The organism is Maritimibacter dapengensis, from assembly GCF_019218265.1.
GTDB lineage: Bacteria > Pseudomonadota > Alphaproteobacteria > Rhodobacterales > Rhodobacteraceae > Maritimibacter > Maritimibacter dapengensis.
Genome location: NZ_JAHUZE010000004.1, coordinates 232,396 through 249,283, shown reverse-complemented (window position 1 = coordinate 249,283; position 16,888 = coordinate 232,396). Strand labels below are relative to the sequence as shown.

Genomic DNA, 16,888 nt, shown 5'->3' with positions numbered 1-16,888 from the left:
GTAAGAGTGGTTACCAGCGGTAGTGGCTGAACGCTTTGTTCGCGTCGGCCATCTTGTGCGTGTCTTCGCGCTTCTTCACGGCGGTGCCGCGGCCGTTGACTGCGTCGAGCAGCTCGCCGGCGAGGCGTTCTTCCATCGTGTTTTCGTTGCGGCCACGGCAGGCGGTGATGAGCCAGCGGATGGCGAGCGCTTCACGACGCTCGGGGCGCACTTCGACCGGAACCTGGTAGGTGGCACCACCCACACGGCGCGAGCGGACCTCGACCGATGGTTTGATGTTGTCGAGGGCTTCGTGGAAGATCTCGACCGGGGCGCGCTTGACCTTGTCTTCGACGCGGGTAAGCGCGTTGTAGACGATCTTTTCAGCGGCCGATTTCTTGCCATCGATCATGAGGTTGTTCATGAACTTGGTCAGGACCTTATCGCCGTACTTGGCGTCAGGCAGGATTTCGCGCTTTTCAGCAGCGTGACGACGGGACATGCAAGTCTCTCCTTACTTCGGACGCTTGGCGCCGTATTTCGAACGACGCTGCTTACGATCTTTGACGCCCTGGGTATCCAGCACACCACGCAGGATGTGGTAACGGACACCCGGAAGGTCTTTCACACGGCCGCCACGGATGAGCACGACGGAGTGCTCCTGCAGGTTGTGGCTTTCACCGGGGATGTAGCTGATGACTTCGTAGCCATTGGTCAGACGGACCTTGGCGACTTTCCGCATAGCGGAGTTCGGCTTCTTCGGGGTCGTCGTGTAGACGCGCGTGCAGACGCCGCGCTTCTGCGGGTTCCCCTCGAGGTGCATGGACTTGTTGGTCCGGCGTTTCGGCTGCCGCGGCTTGCGGATCAGCTGTTGGATCGTTGGCATTGGGCTTCGTTCCCCGTGTTGCAACACTATGTTCGTGGGGCGCGCGCCCCGGTTCATCTCAACTGCGTCTTATGCGTCCATAAAACGCACGATACCGCACCCGCCCCCATATGCCGGGGCGACGCGGTGGGTTTCTCAGAGGATCGGGGCGCGGTTCGCCCGGATCGTGGCCACTTCAGTTTTGATATCGGACACCCGAGGACACAGTGCCCCCTTGGTCCGGGTGCGCGCCGTATATGGGGAGTCGCCACCCTTGTCAACGCCGCACCATGATTTTTGCGCGGTACCGGCCACCCCCGGCCAAGTCGGGCCCGAGCCGGCACGCTGTCCTTAAACCGACGCCGGGTCGCGTGCCGCGACGACCGCCCGACGAAGCGCCTCCAGATCGACCTCGAACCTCAGGCGCAGCGTCTCGATCACGTCCTCGCGGTCCATCTCGATCCGTTGAAAGGGAAGCGCGGTCTTGCTGTCGTTCGTCCCGTGCTCGCCGCGCAGGAACATGAACTCGTCGGTGTTCGACACTGCAGGCATACTGCGCCACGTGTGGTAATGTGCTTTCTCGAGCAGGTGATGACCATCACCCGGTCTGGTGAAGATGGCGAGAGCTGCGGACCAGAAATGCGTTACGACCGGCCGCAGCCCCAGCGCACCGTCGCCGCGATCCAGCACGACCATACCGCGCCCGTATTCCAGCGCCATACGCTCCTGATGATGGAAATAGCTTTCCAGATCCAGGTAGTCCGAACGCAGCGATCTGACAAAGTCGATCGCCACCGCGTCGTCGTCGTCGAGCCGGAACTGTGCGATCGCGTCCGCCTTCGGGTCGCTATGCTTCGCCATCACGATCCCGACTCTGCGACGATGAAAGGAATACGGAACGTATTCCGCCACCAGTTGCGGATGCGCTGCGATGTGACCTTCCATGCGCGACCGCCACGGCTCCGGGAAATCATGCCCCATCATGACGATAAGCCGGAACGCCTTGTCACGTTGCGCCGCGATGGACGGCAGAAGCATGTTCTCGAACCAGGCGAAGCGATAGTCCAGCCGCGCGGGATCGTAGAGGAACGCGCGTTTCTCGGCCTGTGTCGGCTGAGTTGTCTGAAATGCATCCTTGGTGGGAACCGAAAACCGGCACAACCCGAGGACCTGAAGACCTTCGGCGGTGCTGTCGTGAATATCGCTCATGGTGCGACTCATACAGAGCCACAGATTTTGGCGAAAGCTGTTTCGTGCGCGTCAACGTCCGCGAAAGTCTGGCTTCCGGCGTTCGATGAACGCGCGTGGTCCTTCCTGAGCATCCTCGCTCGCCATGACCCGGTCCATCGCATCGGTTTCGATCTGCCAGCCCTCTTCAACCGACCGGCCCCTAGCCAGTGCCACGGCCCGCTTCACCTCTGCGACAGCCAAAGGTCCGTTCGAGGCAATTCTGGCTGCCACCTCATGTGCCGCCGCGAGCACCTGATCTGCGGCGACGACACGGTTGACGAGCCCTGCGTCCTGCAAACGCTGGGCGGAAACCGTGTCTCCGGTAAGAAGCATTTCCATGGCCAGCGCCTCGGGAACCTGCCGGGGAAGCGCGGGCAGAGCACCGGCGAAAGGAATTAGGGCGTGCCTCACTTCCGGCAGCCCGAATTGCGCGTGATCCGCCGCGATGCGGATATCCGTGCCGAGCATCATTTCAAATCCGCCCGCTAGGCAATGGCCGTTGATCGCCGCAATCACCGGCTTGGGAAAATGCCAGCCCTTGAACGACGCCCGGAAAACGATATCACGATCCGCCGCGATGCGTCGGTCCCACTCGGTCTCGGGGGCGCGCGCGCCGGTCAACAACGGAAGCGTCAACGCGAGGTCGCCGCCGGAACAGAAACTCGCCCCCCCGGCCCCGGTCAAGATCAACACCCTGACCTCGTCGTCACGCGCCATCGCCTCCAGAGTGTCGGCGAGGCGACAGATCAACTCAGGAGACAGCGCGTTGTGCCGCTCGGGGCGATTGAGTGTCAGAGTGCAAATGCCGTCGTCGGTTTCCGATAGAAGCACGTTCACGAGCGGGCCTCGACGCTCAGTTTGATCGGCATCCCGGCGAGCCTGTCTTTCATCGCGTCCACGCTTTCGCCGGGCACCATCACGCGGGTCGAGAGCTTTTCGTCCACCGCTATCTCTGCCTCGACACCAAGCGCCTCGGCCGCCTGCCCGACAGCCCAGCGGATCGCTTCGGCGCGCAAGGTCGGCTTGAATATCTTTCCGACCGGAGTCAGCGGCATTTCGTCCACCGTGCCGATCCGTTTGGGGAGCGCCACCGGGTCCTCGATCCGGTCTCGCAGGAAATCAATCAGTTCGGCCTCGCCCGCTTGGCTCCCCTGTCGCATCTCGGCGAACACCACCGGCAACTCGCCTGCATAAGCATCTGGCATCCCAACGGCGGCGGCGGTGAGCACGTCGGGGTGCGCCAGCAGGGCGTCTTCGATCATCTGCGGGTCGATGTTGTGTGCACCGCGAATAATGACGTCCTTCTTGCGCCCGGTGACGAAGAGCCTCCCTTCGTTGTCGATCATCCCCAAATCGCCAGACACCAGCCACCCTCCATCGAGGAACGTTCCAATATTACGCGCAGGGTCCGAATACCCTGCCGCCACGTTCGGACCGCGCAATGCGATGATCCCGGTCTCGTCCGGCCCAAGCGGTTTCGACGGGTCGGCATCGCCTTCGGTCTCGCCGAACACGGCCACTTCGGAGAACGGCATCCGCAGGCCGCAGGACATGGGCGTGCGGGTTCCATGCACGGGTTCGACCGCGATCGCACCGGCGCATTCCGTCATCCCGAGGATGTTGCGCACGGGGACAGATGTGTGTTTTTCGACCGCGTCCGCCAATTCGGTCGGGAGCGGCGAACCACCCGTCAAAAGCCACCTGAGCGATGATATGTCCGCGTCGATGGGCGTGGCTTTCAGCGATGCGAGGATCGTCGGCACGACGCCGAGGATCGTCACGCCATATCGTTCGACCTGCTGCCAGATCGACCCCATGAACGCCGCATTACGCATGCCCAGACGCCCCGGCACGATAAGCGTTCCTCCGGCAGACAGGGTCGAGAGGCCATACACAAAAGCACCCGCTACATGAAAAAGCGGAAACCCGTTCACGACGACATCTCGTTCTGTCAGATCGTGCATGATCGCGCAGGACCGCGCGACATGCGCCTCGTTCAGCCGCATATGCTGAACAAGCTTCGGCGCCCCGGTCGTGCCGCCGGTGTGATAGAAGGCAGCAAGAGCGGTCTCGTCGCCCTCCGGCTGAACATCCTTACCCGACGCAGTCTGGATCATCTCCTCGAACACGCCATCCGCACCCGGTGATTGGGCATCCGCATCGCAGGCAAGTAAGGGAATGGTCACGCCTGCCTCGCGCAACGCCGGAACGAGCGCGGACCAATAATCCAGTTCGCCGTTCACACCCATGATGACCGCAACCTTGGCATTCGCGGCGTCGAGCAGCCCTGCGATATGGTCCGGCTTCAGCATCGGATTGATCGGGCAGGCCCGCCCCGCAATCTGGGCGCCCCAAATCGCGGTTTGTGCAGAGGGCGTGTGCTGCGCCAGGATTGCGACCGATGCATTCGGCGTCACGCCCAGCCCACGAAAGAGTTTCGCCGCGCCCATGATCCGGCGGGCGAAATCACCATAAGTCACAACCTCGTCCCGCGCCGGATCGGACGCGTCGACGAGGTAACGTATCGCCACTTTGTCGGGCCGGGTCTCGGCTTGATGACGCAGAATGTCCCACGGGCTTTTCTGCGGATATGCGGCGTCGAACCCTTTGGCTTCCAGCGCCTCGATATCAGTGAGTTTCGCAATCATGGACCGAATTCCTTCCGCAGGTTCTCGTCCAACCGTCCAAGCAGGCGCAGGAGTTCGGCCCGGTCTTCGCGAGACAGCCCCTCGGCCATCGCCGCCTCATGCGCCTTGACCTGTAACTCAAGCTCACCAAGCCGCGTGCCCGCACCCTCCGCCAACAGGACGAGCCGCACGCGGCGGTCCTGCTCGGACGGCCTGCGCTCGATCCAGCCCTCGCGGCTCAGTGCGTCGAGGATCGGAACCAGCGACGAGCGATCAAGAAAAATCGCTTCGGCCAACCTCGATTGAGGGATGCCGGGATTCGCCTCTACGATTTTGAGCAGACCGAAATACCGCGGTGCGGACCCGAAACCCTCGACCTTGGCCTCGAACGACTTGTAGGCCGCGATCTGCAAGAGCCGGATTCGGTACGAAACCGAATCGCGCAGGCTGGGCGGTTCGACCAACGCGGCCACGTCGCGGATGATCTCATCAGCCATCAGTTCATGCTTTCCGGGAGAAACAGGACCAACGCCGGAAACACGATCAGAAGGATCAGTCGCAGGATGTCGACCGTGACGAACGGCAACACGCCGCGGAAGATCGTCGGCAGGCTGACGCGGCTGGCAATGGAATTGATGACATAGACATTCATCCCGACCGGCGGCGTGATGAGGCCAAGCTCCACCGTCATGACGACGACGATTCCGAACCAGATCGGATCGAAGCCGAGTTGGGTAATGACGGGAAATACGATCGGCACCATCAGGATGATCATCGCCATCGCGTCTAGGAAACAGCCCATGATGAGGAACAGAAGCAGGATGAGCGCGAGCGTTCCATAGCGACCCGCACCAAGTTCGGTCAGGAATTGTGTCAGATCCTGCGGCACCTGCGTGATGGCAAGGAAATAGCCGAAGAGAGTGGCCCCGATCAGCACGACGTAGATTGCAACCGACGTGCGGAGCGCCTCGACAAGACTGTCCAGCAGCGTGACAAGGGTCAGCCGGCGGCGGGCCAGCCCGATGATCGCGGTGAGAAGCGCGCCGGCAGCCGCGGCTTCCGTCGCGGTCACGATCCCGAAGTAGATGGAAAGGATCACCGCGACGAACAGAAGCCCCACGGCCCAGACGCCGCGCAGGGCGGCAAATGCCTCGCGAAGTCGAAACGGCTCTGCGGCGGGCAATGTGCGCCCGTACCAAAAGCGAACCGTCAGCATATACATGAGCACGGCGAGGATGCCGGGAACGATCCCCGCGATGAATAGCTGCCCGATATCCGTCTCGGTGATGAAGCCATAGATCGCGAGCACGACAGAAGGCGGGATCAGGATGCCCAAAGTTCCGCCTGCCGCGATGATACCGGTCGCGGCCTTGTCGGAATAACCGGCCTGCCGCATTTCGGGATAGGCGATCTTGGTCATGGTCGCGGCGGTCGCGACGGACGAACCGCAGATTGCAGCAAAGCCGCCGCACGCGCCGACCGAGGCCAGCCCGAGACCACCACGGAACCCGCCGAGCCAGGCCCGCCCGGCCCGGAACAACTCGGAAGACATACCGGAATTGGTGGCAAGCACCCCCATCAGGACGAAGAACGGGATCAGCGTGAGATTGAAATCCGTGATCGTCGAGATGGGTGATTGCGCGAGCAGGTTGAAGGCCGGCGTCCAGCCGACCACAGCGGCGAAACCGCCGACGCCGACGATACCCATTGCGATACCGATCGGCACACGAACCGCCATCAGGGCAAAGAGAAGGACGAATCCGCCGCCCGCGATCAGTTCGTTGCTCATAGTTTCTGATCCTCGAGCAACTCTTCGTCTATACCGTCGAATTCACCAAGATCCGTGCCGTGACGTGCGATGAGCCACAGGCGCACGAGCGTCGTGAACAGCGCAGCCATGAGACCGATCCAGATGGCGAGGAAGAACGGCCAGTGGGGAAGCCGCAGGTCCATGGTCGCATCGCCGCCTGACATCGCCGAATTCACCCTGCCCCAGATCTTCCAGCACATGAGCCCCGTGAACGCGGCGAGCACGACCCAGGCAAAAGCGTTCATCCACCTGCGCATCCGAAGGCCCACGCCATGCGCAAGCAGGTCGACCTTGATATGCGTGCCATGGAAACCAAGGCTTGCAAGCCCCCAACCGATCGCGACACCCAGAAGAAGCCGCGATACGTCGAAAGCGTCGGGCAAGGGGCGGGCGAAGCCATAGCGCCCGATGGCCGAGGCGACGATCAGGATCGTCACCAATCCCAGGAGCGCGCCCGCGATCCGTTCAAGGAAAAGAATGACCCGGCGCATGGCATGGCCAGCCGGGGTCCGATCGTTCTGCATGAATGTGCCTCGTGGATTGCGAAGGGCGACCGGCGCCCTTCGCGTTTTGAATCACACCGGCTGGCTCAGTAGGCCGCGCCGTATTCTTCGAGCTTGGCCTTGTAGGCGTCCAGGATGGCATCGGCATCGCCACCTTTCGCCGACACGGCCTCCTTCCACTCTTCGGTCAGGGGCGCAGCGGCTTCACGCCATGCCGCGACCTCGTCCTCGGACGGCGTGTTGAACGTCTGACTGTCATCGGCCAGCAGCTTGTCCTTCGCAGCCATGTCGTCTTCGTGCCAGCCCGCAGCGACCCGACCGGACCATTCCGGCGTGCAATGGTCGTCGATCACGGCTTTGTTCTCGTCGGACAGGCCATCATAAGACGCTTTGTTCATCACCATGACCTGCGCCGAGATGTAAAACGGCATGTCGAGGTGTACGGGCACTTCCTCGGTCAGGTTGAAGTCGTACATCGACCCCCAGGGGAAGGTGACAGCTTCCGCCGTACCCTTCGAAAGCGCTTCACGTACTTCCGGTGCGGGGACCTGCACCGGGCCGCCGCCAAGCAAAGACACGAAACGAGCCATGGTCGCGTGCGCCGGGCGCACGTTCTTGCCGGAGACGCCATCGGGCCCGGTCACGGTTTCCTGCGTGTGGAGCGCGCCGGGGGCGTGCGGGTGAATGAAGCAGACCTTGACGTCGCTCATTTCCTGCTCGGCCCCATATTCCATGTACCATTCGTGGATCGCCTTCGCGCCCTCGATGGAATCCTCGACCATGAACGGAAGCTCGGTGGCGGCGTAGATCGGGAACCGCCCTGCGGTGTAACCGGGGTTCACCCAGGACAGATCGACGATGCCATCCTTTGCCATGTCGTAATGGTCGGGTGCGCGGCCAAGCTGCTGGGCCGGGAAGATCTGGATCTCGATGCGTCCTTCCGAGGCTTCCATGACGGATGCAGCCCAAGGGTCGACCCCTTTGGTCGCGGGCGAGATGGTCGGCGGGATCCAATGCGACAGGCGGAGCGTGACCTCCTGCGCGGTGAGGGTTGCGGGGACCATAGCGGTCAGGATTGCGCCAAGCGCAACGGTAGTGCGTTTCATGATTTCCTCCCTGCGAACCCGCGTTGGTGCGAGTTTCAATATTGATGGATATCAAACAATATCGATGAATCAAGGAAAGAATACGCCGCACCGCCGCAAACGAAAAAGCCCCGCCGATCCGGCGGGGCTTCAACATGCGTTTCGCGATGTGCCTTACGGCTGCTCGTCGTCGCCCGCTTCCGGGGTTTCGACAAGACCGCTCTGGGCGAACGGATCGACCTCTTCCGCCGGAGCGGCCAGCGCCGCCGCAGCTTCCGCCTCGGCCCGCGCCTGATCGATGACCTTGCGGTCCCGTTCCTGCGCGATGTGGCGGGTTTTCATGGTCGCCCCGCCGGTGCCGGCCGGGATCAAGCGGCCCACGATGACGTTCTCCTTGAGGCCCACGAGCTTGTCGCGCTTGCCCTGCACGGAGGCCTCGGTAAGCACGCGCGTGGTTTCCTGGAACGAAGCCGCCGAGATGAAGCTGCGGGTTTGCAGCGACGCCTTGGTGATCCCGAGCAGGATCGGCTGGCCCGAAGCAGGACGACGATTATCGGCAACTGCCTTCTCGTTCGCGGCATCGAACTCGGCTTTGTCCACATGCTCACCCTTGAGCAGCGTGGTCTCGCCCGAATCCATGATCTCCCACTTTTGCAGCATCTGGCGAACGATCACCTCGATGTGCTTGTCGTTAATCTTCACGCCCTGCAGTCGGTACACGTCCTGCACTTCGTTGATCATGTAGTCGGCCAGAGCCTCCACACCCATGATCGCGAGGATGTCGTGCGGCGCGGGGTTACCGTCCATCAGGTACTCGCCCTTCTGGATGAAGTCGCCCTCGCCGACCGGGATGTGCTTACCCTTCGGCACCATGTATTCCACGGGCTCCAGGCTTTCATCCGACGGCTCGATCGTGATGCGGCGCTTGTTCTTGTAGTCCCGGCCAAAGCGCACGTAACCATCGACTTCGGCGATGATCGCGTGATCTTTCGGACGACGCGCTTCGAAGAGTTCGGCGACACGCGGCAGACCACCGGTGATGTCCTTCGTCTTCGCACCCTCACGCGGGATACGCGCGACCACGTCACCGGCCTTGACCTCCGACCCTTCTTCGACGGACAGAATCGCGTCCACCGACATCGGGTAGGTGATCGGGTTGCCCTGATCGTTGCGCACCGGCTCGCCGTCTTCACCCACAAGGATGATTTCAGGCTTGAGGTCCGACCCTTTCGGGGCGGCACGCCAGTCGGTCACGATCTTCTGCGTCATGCCGGTCGCATCGTCCGTCTCGTCGCGCACGGAGATACCCGTGACGAGGTCCACGAACTTCGCGGTGGCATCGGCTTCGGCGATGATCGGAAGCGTATAGGGGTCCCACTCGAACAACTTGTCGCCGCGGGCGATCTTCTGACCGTCCTCGACGAAGAGCTTCGAGCCGTAACCCGGCTTGTAGGCCGCACGTTCAACACCGTTCTCGTCGATGATCGCCACCTGCATGTTGCGGCCCATGATGATGAGCTCGCCAGCGGCGTTCTTGAGCGTGTTCGGGTTGCGGAATTCGATCGTGCCTTCCTGACCGGCTTCCTGGAACGACTGCTGACCACCTTGGGCGATACCGCCGATGTGGAAGGTCCGCATCGTCAGCTGCGTGCCCGGTTCACCGATCGACTGCGCCGCGATGATACCGACGGCTTCGCCGACGTTCACCTTCGTGCCGCGTGCCAGGTCGCGACCGTAGCAGTTGGCACAGACGCCCTCGTCCGCTTCACAGGTCAGCGGGCTGCGCATCCGGATCGAGGCGAGACCCGCCTCTTCGATGGCATCCGCCTTGCGTTCGTCGATCAGCTCGTTCTTGGCCACGATCACGTCGCCGGTGGCCGGATCGACCACGTCGTCGGCCGCGACACGGCCAAGCACGCGCTCGCCCAGCGTCGCCACGACTTCACCGTCGTTGACGGCAGCTTCGGCGGTGATCGCATTTTCCGTGCCACAGTCAATTTCGCGCACGATGCAATCCTGCGCCACGTCCACGAGACGACGGGTCAGGTAACCCGAGTTCGCGGTCTTCAGCGCCGTATCGGCCAGACCCTTACGAGCGCCGTGGGTCGAGTTGAAGTACTCGAGCACCGTCAGACCCTCTTTGAAGTTGGAGATGATCGGCGTTTCGATGATCTCGCCCGACGGCTTGGCCATCAGGCCACGCATCCCGCCAAGCTGCTTCATCTGCGCTGGCGAACCACGGGCACCGGAGTGCGACATCATGTAGACCGAGTTGGGCTCCATTTCGGCGCCCGCGTCATCCACGCGCACTGCCGAGATTTCGCCCATCATCGCATCGGCGACCTGATCCGAACACTTAGACCATGCATCGACCACCTTGTTGTATTTCTCGCCAAGGGTGATGAGGCCGTCCATGTACTGCTGTTCGAACTCTTTGACCTGCTCGCGCACGCCATCGACGATCGTCCACTTGTTGTCCGGGATGACCATGTCGTCCTTGCCGAAGGAAATGCCCGCCTTGAACGCTTCCTTGAAGCCCATCGACATGATCTGGTCACAGAAGATCACGGATTCTTTCTGACCGCAGTAGCGGTAGACGGTGTCGATGACCTGCTGCACCTCTTTCTTGCGAAGGAGACGGTTGACCAGCTCGAACGGCGCCTTGGCGTTCAGCGGCAGAAGCGCGCCGAGCAGCACGCGACCCGGCGTGGTTTCGAAGCGTTGGAACACTTCCTGACCAGTTTCGTCGATCTGCTTGATGCGCGCCTGGATCTTGGTGTGCAGATGCACCGCACCCGCATCCAGAGCGTGCTGGACTTCTTCGACATCGGCAAAGACCATGCCTTCGCCCTTCATGCCGGAGCGCTCCATCGTGATGTAGTAGAGGCCGAGGATCATATCCTGCGACGGCACGATGATCGGCGCGCCGTTGGCAGGCGACAGCACGTTGTTGGTCGACATCATGAGCACACGGGCTTCGAGCTGGGCTTCCAGCGAGAGCGGCACGTGAACGGCCATCTGGTCACCGTCGAAGTCGGCGTTGAACGCCGAACAGACGAGCGGGTGAAGCTGAATGGCCTTGCCTTCGATCAGCGTGGGTTCGAACGCCTGAATACCGAGACGGTGCAGCGTGGGCGCACGGTTCAGCATGACCGGGTGTTCGCGGATCACCTCGTCGAGGATATCCCACACTTCGGGGCGCTCTTTTTCGACCAGTTTCTTCGCCTGCTTCACGGTCGAGGACAGCCCCTTCGCCTCAAGCCGCGAGTAAATGAACGGCTTGAACAGCTCCAACGCCATCTTCTTGGGAAGACCACACTGGTGCAGCTTGAGCTCCGGCCCGGTCACGATCACCGAACGACCCGAGAAGTCGACACGTTTCCCCAGAAGGTTCTGGCGGAAGCGGCCCTGCTTGCCTTTAAGCATGTCGGACAGCGACTTCAGCGGACGTTTGTTGGCGCCGGTGATGACGCGGCCGCGACGACCGTTGTCAAAGAGAGCGTCGACCGACTCTTGCAGCATCCGCTTTTCGTTGCGCACGATGATGTCCGGCGCACGCAGCTCGATGAGGCGCTTCAGACGGTTGTTCCGGTTGATCACACGACGGTAGAGGTCGTTGAGATCCGAGGTCGCAAAGCGGCCACCGTCGAGCGGCACCAGCGGGCGCAGCTCGGGCGGGATCACGGGGATCACGGTCAGGATCATCCATTCCGGGCGGTTGCCGGATTCGATGAAGCTTTCCACGACCTTGAGACGCTTGATGATCTTCTTCGGCTTCAACTCGCCCGTGGCTTCGGCGAGGTCCGCACGAAGCTGTTCGGCCTCGGCTTCGAGGTCGATCATCGAAAGCATTTCACGGATCGCTTCGGCACCGATGTTCGCGGTGAACGCGTCCATGCCGTAGGTGTCCTGGGCGTCCATGAACTCTTCTTCGGTCATGAGCTGACCGTATTCGAGGTCCGTCAGACCCGGTTCGATCACCACGTAGTTCTCGAAATAGAGGATACGCTCGAGGTCGCGCAGCGTCATGTCGAGCATGAGACCGATGCGGCTGGGCAGCGACTTCAGGAACCAGATGTGGGCGACGGGCGCGGCCAGCTCGATGTGGCCCATACGCTCGCGGCGCACCTTCTGGAGCGTCACTTCGACCCCGCATTTCTCGCAGACGACGCCGCGATACTTCATGCGCTTGTATTTGCCGCAGAGACATTCGTAGTCCTTGATCGGCCCGAAGATACGGGCGCAGAACAGACCGTCACGCTCGGGCTTGAACGTCCGGTAGTTGATGGTCTCCGGCTTCTTGATTTCCCCGTAGGACCACGAGAGGATCCGCTCCGGCGACGCGAGCGAAACCTTAATCTCGTCAAAGATCTTCTGGCTGGCCAGCGGGTTGAACGGGTTGGTTGTCAGTTCCTGGTTCATTTTGAATTCCTCAAATCTGTTGCGTCAGGTAGGGGGCGAGGGGCGAGGTCATCAGACCTCTTCCTCCTCGTCCTCCCCTTCCGCATCCAGGAGTTCCATGTTGAGGCCGAGACCCCGGACTTCCTTGACGAGCACGTTGAAGCTCTCCGGCACGCCGGCCTCGAAGTTGTCCTCGCCCTTGACGATCGACTCGTAGACCTTCGTGCGGCCTGCCACGTCGTCCGACTTGACGGTGAGCATCTCCTGCAGCGTGTAGGCCGCGCCGTAGGCTTCGAGCGCCCAGACTTCCATCTCGCCGAAACGCTGACCGCCGAACTGGGCCTTACCACCGAGCGGCTGCTGGGTGACGAGGGAGTACGGGCCGGTCGAACGCGCGTGGATCTTGTCGTCGACAAGGTGGTGCAGCTTGAGCAGGTACTTCACGCCGACCGTCACCGGGCGGGCAAACTGCTCGCCGGTCCGTCCGTCGAAGAGCACCGACTGACCGGAGGTGTCGAAGCCGGCACGCGTCAGCGCGTCGTTGACTTCGGGCTCCTTGGCACCGTCGAAGACCGGGGTTGCGATCGGCACGCCGCGGGTCACGTTCTCGGCGGCTTCGACGAGGCTGCCCTCGTCCATGTCCGAGATGCCCTCGTCGTAGACGTCGTCACCGTAAGCCAGCTTCATGGCGTCACGCACCGGGGTCAGATCGCCGGAGCGTTTGTATTCGCCAAGCGCCTCGTCGATGTTCAGACCAAGACCGCGCGCGGCCCAACCCATGTGGGTTTCGAGGATCTGACCGACGTTCATCCGCGACGGCACGCCAAGCGGGTTGAGGCAGAAGTCGACCGGAGTACCGTCCGCGAGGAACGGCATGTCCTCCATCGGCACCACTTTCGAGATCACACCCTTGTTCCCGTGACGCCCGGCCATCTTGTCGCCCGGCTGAAGCTTGCGCTTCACGGCGATGAAGACCTTGACCATCTTCATCACGCCCGGCGGAAGGTCATCGCCACGGCGAACCTTCTCGACCTTGTCCTCGAAACGGTGCTCGAGAGCACGTTTCTGGGCTTCGTACTGGGCGTTCAGGGCTTCGACCTGCTGCGCATCCGCCTCGTCTTCGAGGGCAAGCTGCCACCACTGGCCGCGGCTCAGGCTTTCCAGAAGCGCCTCGTCGATCATCGACCCGGCCTTCACGCCTTTCGGGCCTTTGACGGCCTTCTTGCCTTCGATCATGGACCGCAGGCGGGCATAGATGTTGCGGTCGAGGATGGCGAGCTCGTCGTCCCGGTCACGGGCCAGACGTTCGACTTCCTCACGCTCGATCTGCAGCGCACGCTCGTCTTTCTCGACGCCGTGGCGGTTGAACACCCGCACTTCCACGACCGTGCCGAAATCGCCCGGTTTCACGCGGAGCGACGTGTCGCGCACGTCGGACGCCTTCTCGCCGAAGATGGCGCGGAGCAGTTTCTCTTCCGGCGTCATCGGGCTTTCGCCCTTCGGCGTGATCTTACCGACGAGAATATCGCCCGGCTCGACGTCTGCGCCGATATAGACGATGCCCGCTTCGTCGAGGTTGCGCAGGGCTTCCTCGCCGACATTCGGGATGTCGCGGGTGATCTCTTCCGGTCCGAGCTTGGTGTCACGGGCGGCGACTTCGAATTCCTCGATGTGAATCGAGGTGAACACGTCGTCCTGCGCGATGCGCTCGGAGATCAGGATCGAGTCCTCGTAGTTGTAGCCGTTCCACGGCATGAAGGCGACGACGACGTTCTTGCCGAGCGCCAGTTCACCGAGGTCGGTGGACGGGCCGTCGGCGATGACTTCGCCCTTGCCGACCGTGTCACCCACCTTCACCAGCGGACGCTGGTTGATGCAGGTGTTCTGGTTGGACCGCTGGAACTTGCGCAGACGATAGATATCCACGCCCGGATCGCCCGGCTGGAGGTCTTCGGTCGCCCGGATAACGATCCGGGTGGCATCCACCTGGTCGATCACGCCGGCGCGGTGTGCCTGGATCGCAGCGCCGGAGTCGACGGCGACTTTGCCCTCGATGCCGGTGCCGACGAGCGGCGCCTCGGCCCGCAGAAGCGGAACCGCCTGACGTTGCATGTTCGAGCCCATCAGCGCGCGGTTCGCGTCGTCGTTCTCGAGGAACGGGATCAGCGAGGCGGCCACGGAGACCAGCTGTTTCGGCGACACGTCGATCAGGTCGACGCTTTCCGAGGGGGCCAGCGTGTATTCACCCGACTGGCGGGTGTTGACCATCTCGTTCACGAACTTGCCGTTCTCGTCGAGATGCGCGTTGGCCTGCGCCACGGTGTGACGCATTTCCTCGGTGGCGGACATGTATTGCACTTCGTCCGACACCTTGCCGCCCGCGACCTTGCGGTAGGGCGTTTCGATGAAGCCGTACTTGTTCACCCGCGCGAAGGTGGCGAGCGAGTTGATCAGGCCGATGTTCGGGCCTTCCGGCGTCTCGATCGGGCACATGCGACCGTAGTGGGTCGGGTGCACGTCGCGCACCTCGAAGCCTGCGCGTTCGCGGGTCAGACCGCCCGGCCCGAGCGCCGAGAGACGACGCTTGTGCGTGACTTCCGAAAGCGGGTTGGTCTGGTCCATGAACTGGCTGAGCTGCGAGGAGCCGAAGAATTCGCGCACCGCCGCGGCTGCGGGTTTCGCGTTGATGAGATCCTGCGGCATGACCGTGTCGATCTCGACCGAGGACATACGTTCCTTGATCGCGCGCTCCATACGAAGCAGCCCGACGCGGTACTGGTTTTCCATCAGCTCGCCGACCGAACGCACCCGGCGGTTGCCGAGGTGGTCGATGTCGTCCACGTCGCCGCGCCCGTCACGAAGCTCCACCAGCGCCTTAACACAGGCAATGATGTCTTCCTTGCGGAGCGTGCGCATCGTGTCCTCGGCATCGAGGTTGAGACGCATGTTCATTTTCACGCGGCCCACGGCGGACAGGTCGTAGCGCTCGGAGTCGAAGAACAACTGATCGAACAGTGTCGACGCGGCTTCGACGGTGGGCGGCTCGCCCGGACGCATCACGCGGTAGATGTCCATGAGCGCGGTGTCGCGGTTCATGTTCTTGTCCACGGCAAGCGTGTTGCGGATGTAGGGGCCGACCGTGATGTTGTCGATGTCGAGCACCGGAATGTCGGTGATGCCCGCGTCGATCAGCTCTTTCGCGGTACCGCCGATCAGATCGCCGTCCTTGTCGTATTCGAGCGTGAGTTCGTCACCGGCTTCGACATAGATCGCGCCGTTTTCCTCGTTGATGATATCGCGGGCCACATAACGGCCGGCGATGGCATCGTAAGGAACGAGAATCTCGGTCACGTCGCCTTCGTCGATCAGCTTCTTGACCGCGCGAGGCGTCACTTTCTTGCCAGCCTCGAACAGCACTTCGCCGGACTTCGCATCGACGATATCCATCGCCGGGCGCGTGCCGCGGATGCGCTCGGGGAAGAACTTGGTCACCCAGCCCTTGTTCTTCTTCAGCTTGTAATCGACCGTTTCGTAATAGGCATCCATGATGCCTTCCTGATCGAGACCCAGCGCATACAGCAGCGTCGTGACCGGAAGTTTCCGGCGACGGTCGATCCGTGCGTGCACGATGTCCTTCGCGTCGAACTCGAAGTCGAGCCACGAGCCGCGATAGGGAATGATGCGGCAGGCGAAGAGCAGCTTGCCCGAAGCATGCGTCTTGCCTTTGTCGTGGTCGAAGAACACGCCCGGCGAACGGTGCATCTGGGACACGATCACGCGCTCGGTGCCGTTCACGACGAAGGTGCCGTTCGGCGTCATGAGCGGCATGTCACCCATGAACACGTCCTGCTCCTTGATGTCCTTCACCGACTTGGCGCCGGTATCCTCGTCCATATCGAACACGATCAGGCGAAGCGTCACCTTGAGCGGCGCGGAATAGGTCAGGTCGCGCTGCTGGCATTCCTCGACGTCGAATTTCGGGGTTTCCAGCTCATAGCGGACGAATTCGAGCGTGGCGGTCTCGTTGAAGTCCGAGATCGGGAAAACCGACTGGAACACGCCCTTGATGCCTTCACCGTCCATCGGCTCGGGCTGGTCGCCGGAGTTGAGGAACAGGTCGTAGGACGCCTTCTGAACCTCGATGAGGTTCGGCATCTCGAGGACTTCGCGGATTTTGCCGTAATATTTACGAAGACGTTTCTGGCCGAGGTAGGTCTGAGCCATAAGGTCGATACCTTTCTTTTCTCACTGACTTGCAGGTCCGTCGGGGCACCGGACTGCGAGCCGTTCGAAACGGGGGTTCGGATCCATTCTAGGAGCCTTCCCACAGGCCCCTTCCCGATCCTTTGAACCGCGCCTTGGGAAGGGTCTTTCAGAAGGCCCTCGCC

At 62.1% G+C, this 16,888-nt stretch carries 11 protein-coding genes; all 11 read right to left on the bottom strand.

The genetic code is table 11. The features are described from left to right. Nucleotides 1-10: 10 nt before the first annotated feature. Entirely contained in the window at nucleotides 11-481 is a 471-nt protein-coding gene (gene rpsG / locus KJP28_RS16435; RefSeq protein WP_218393719.1) for a 30S ribosomal protein S7, read from the bottom strand. Between the two features lie 12 nt (nucleotides 482-493). Beyond that, nucleotides 494-865 (bottom strand): 30S ribosomal protein S12, encoded by a 372-nt coding sequence (gene rpsL, locus KJP28_RS16430; protein ID WP_150446916.1) that lies wholly within the window; start codon nucleotides 863-865, stop codon nucleotides 494-496. Between the two features lie 330 nt (nucleotides 866-1,195). Further along, entirely contained in the window at nucleotides 1,196-2,053 is an 858-nt protein-coding gene (locus KJP28_RS16425) for a glycosyltransferase (protein WP_218393718.1), read from the bottom strand. 51 nt (nucleotides 2,054-2,104) lie between these two features. Further along, complete coding sequence (locus KJP28_RS16420; protein ID WP_218393717.1) at nucleotides 2,105-2,911, bottom strand: enoyl-CoA hydratase/isomerase family protein; 807 nt, start codon at nucleotides 2,909-2,911, stop codon at nucleotides 2,105-2,107. Beyond that, nucleotides 2,908-4,722: an AMP-binding protein gene (locus KJP28_RS16415; protein WP_218393716.1), complete on the bottom strand. Its 1,815-nt coding sequence runs from the start codon at nucleotides 4,720-4,722 to the stop codon at nucleotides 2,908-2,910. The genes KJP28_RS16420 and KJP28_RS16415 overlap by 4 nt, the downstream gene beginning before the upstream one ends. Continuing rightward, nucleotides 4,719-5,198: a MarR family winged helix-turn-helix transcriptional regulator gene (locus KJP28_RS16410; RefSeq protein WP_218393715.1), complete on the bottom strand. Its 480-nt coding sequence runs from the start codon at nucleotides 5,196-5,198 to the stop codon at nucleotides 4,719-4,721. The genes KJP28_RS16415 and KJP28_RS16410 overlap by 4 nt, the downstream gene beginning before the upstream one ends. Next, nucleotides 5,198-6,490 (bottom strand): TRAP transporter large permease, encoded by a 1,293-nt coding sequence (locus KJP28_RS16405; RefSeq protein ID WP_218393714.1) that lies wholly within the window; start codon nucleotides 6,488-6,490, stop codon nucleotides 5,198-5,200. The genes KJP28_RS16410 and KJP28_RS16405 overlap by 1 nt, the downstream gene beginning before the upstream one ends. Further along, on the bottom strand, nucleotides 6,487-7,035 hold the full coding sequence (locus KJP28_RS16400) for a TRAP transporter small permease (RefSeq protein WP_218393713.1): 549 nt from the start codon (nucleotides 7,033-7,035) through the stop codon (nucleotides 6,487-6,489). The genes KJP28_RS16405 and KJP28_RS16400 overlap by 4 nt, the downstream gene beginning before the upstream one ends. Before the next feature lie 65 nt (nucleotides 7,036-7,100). Beyond that, entirely contained in the window at nucleotides 7,101-8,120 is a 1,020-nt protein-coding gene (locus KJP28_RS16395) for a TRAP transporter substrate-binding protein (RefSeq protein WP_218393712.1), read from the bottom strand. Nucleotides 8,121-8,273: 153 nt separating this feature from the next. Beyond that, the gene (rpoC, locus tag KJP28_RS16390) at nucleotides 8,274-12,521 is read right to left on the bottom strand and encodes a DNA-directed RNA polymerase subunit beta' (RefSeq protein ID WP_218393711.1); all 4,248 of its coding nucleotides are present in this window, start codon (nucleotides 12,519-12,521) and stop codon (nucleotides 8,274-8,276) included. Nucleotides 12,522-12,572: 51 nt separating this feature from the next. Next, complete coding sequence (gene rpoB / locus KJP28_RS16385) at nucleotides 12,573-16,724, bottom strand: DNA-directed RNA polymerase subunit beta (protein ID WP_218393710.1); 4,152 nt, start codon at nucleotides 16,722-16,724, stop codon at nucleotides 12,573-12,575. Between the last annotated feature and the right edge of the window lie 164 nt (nucleotides 16,725-16,888).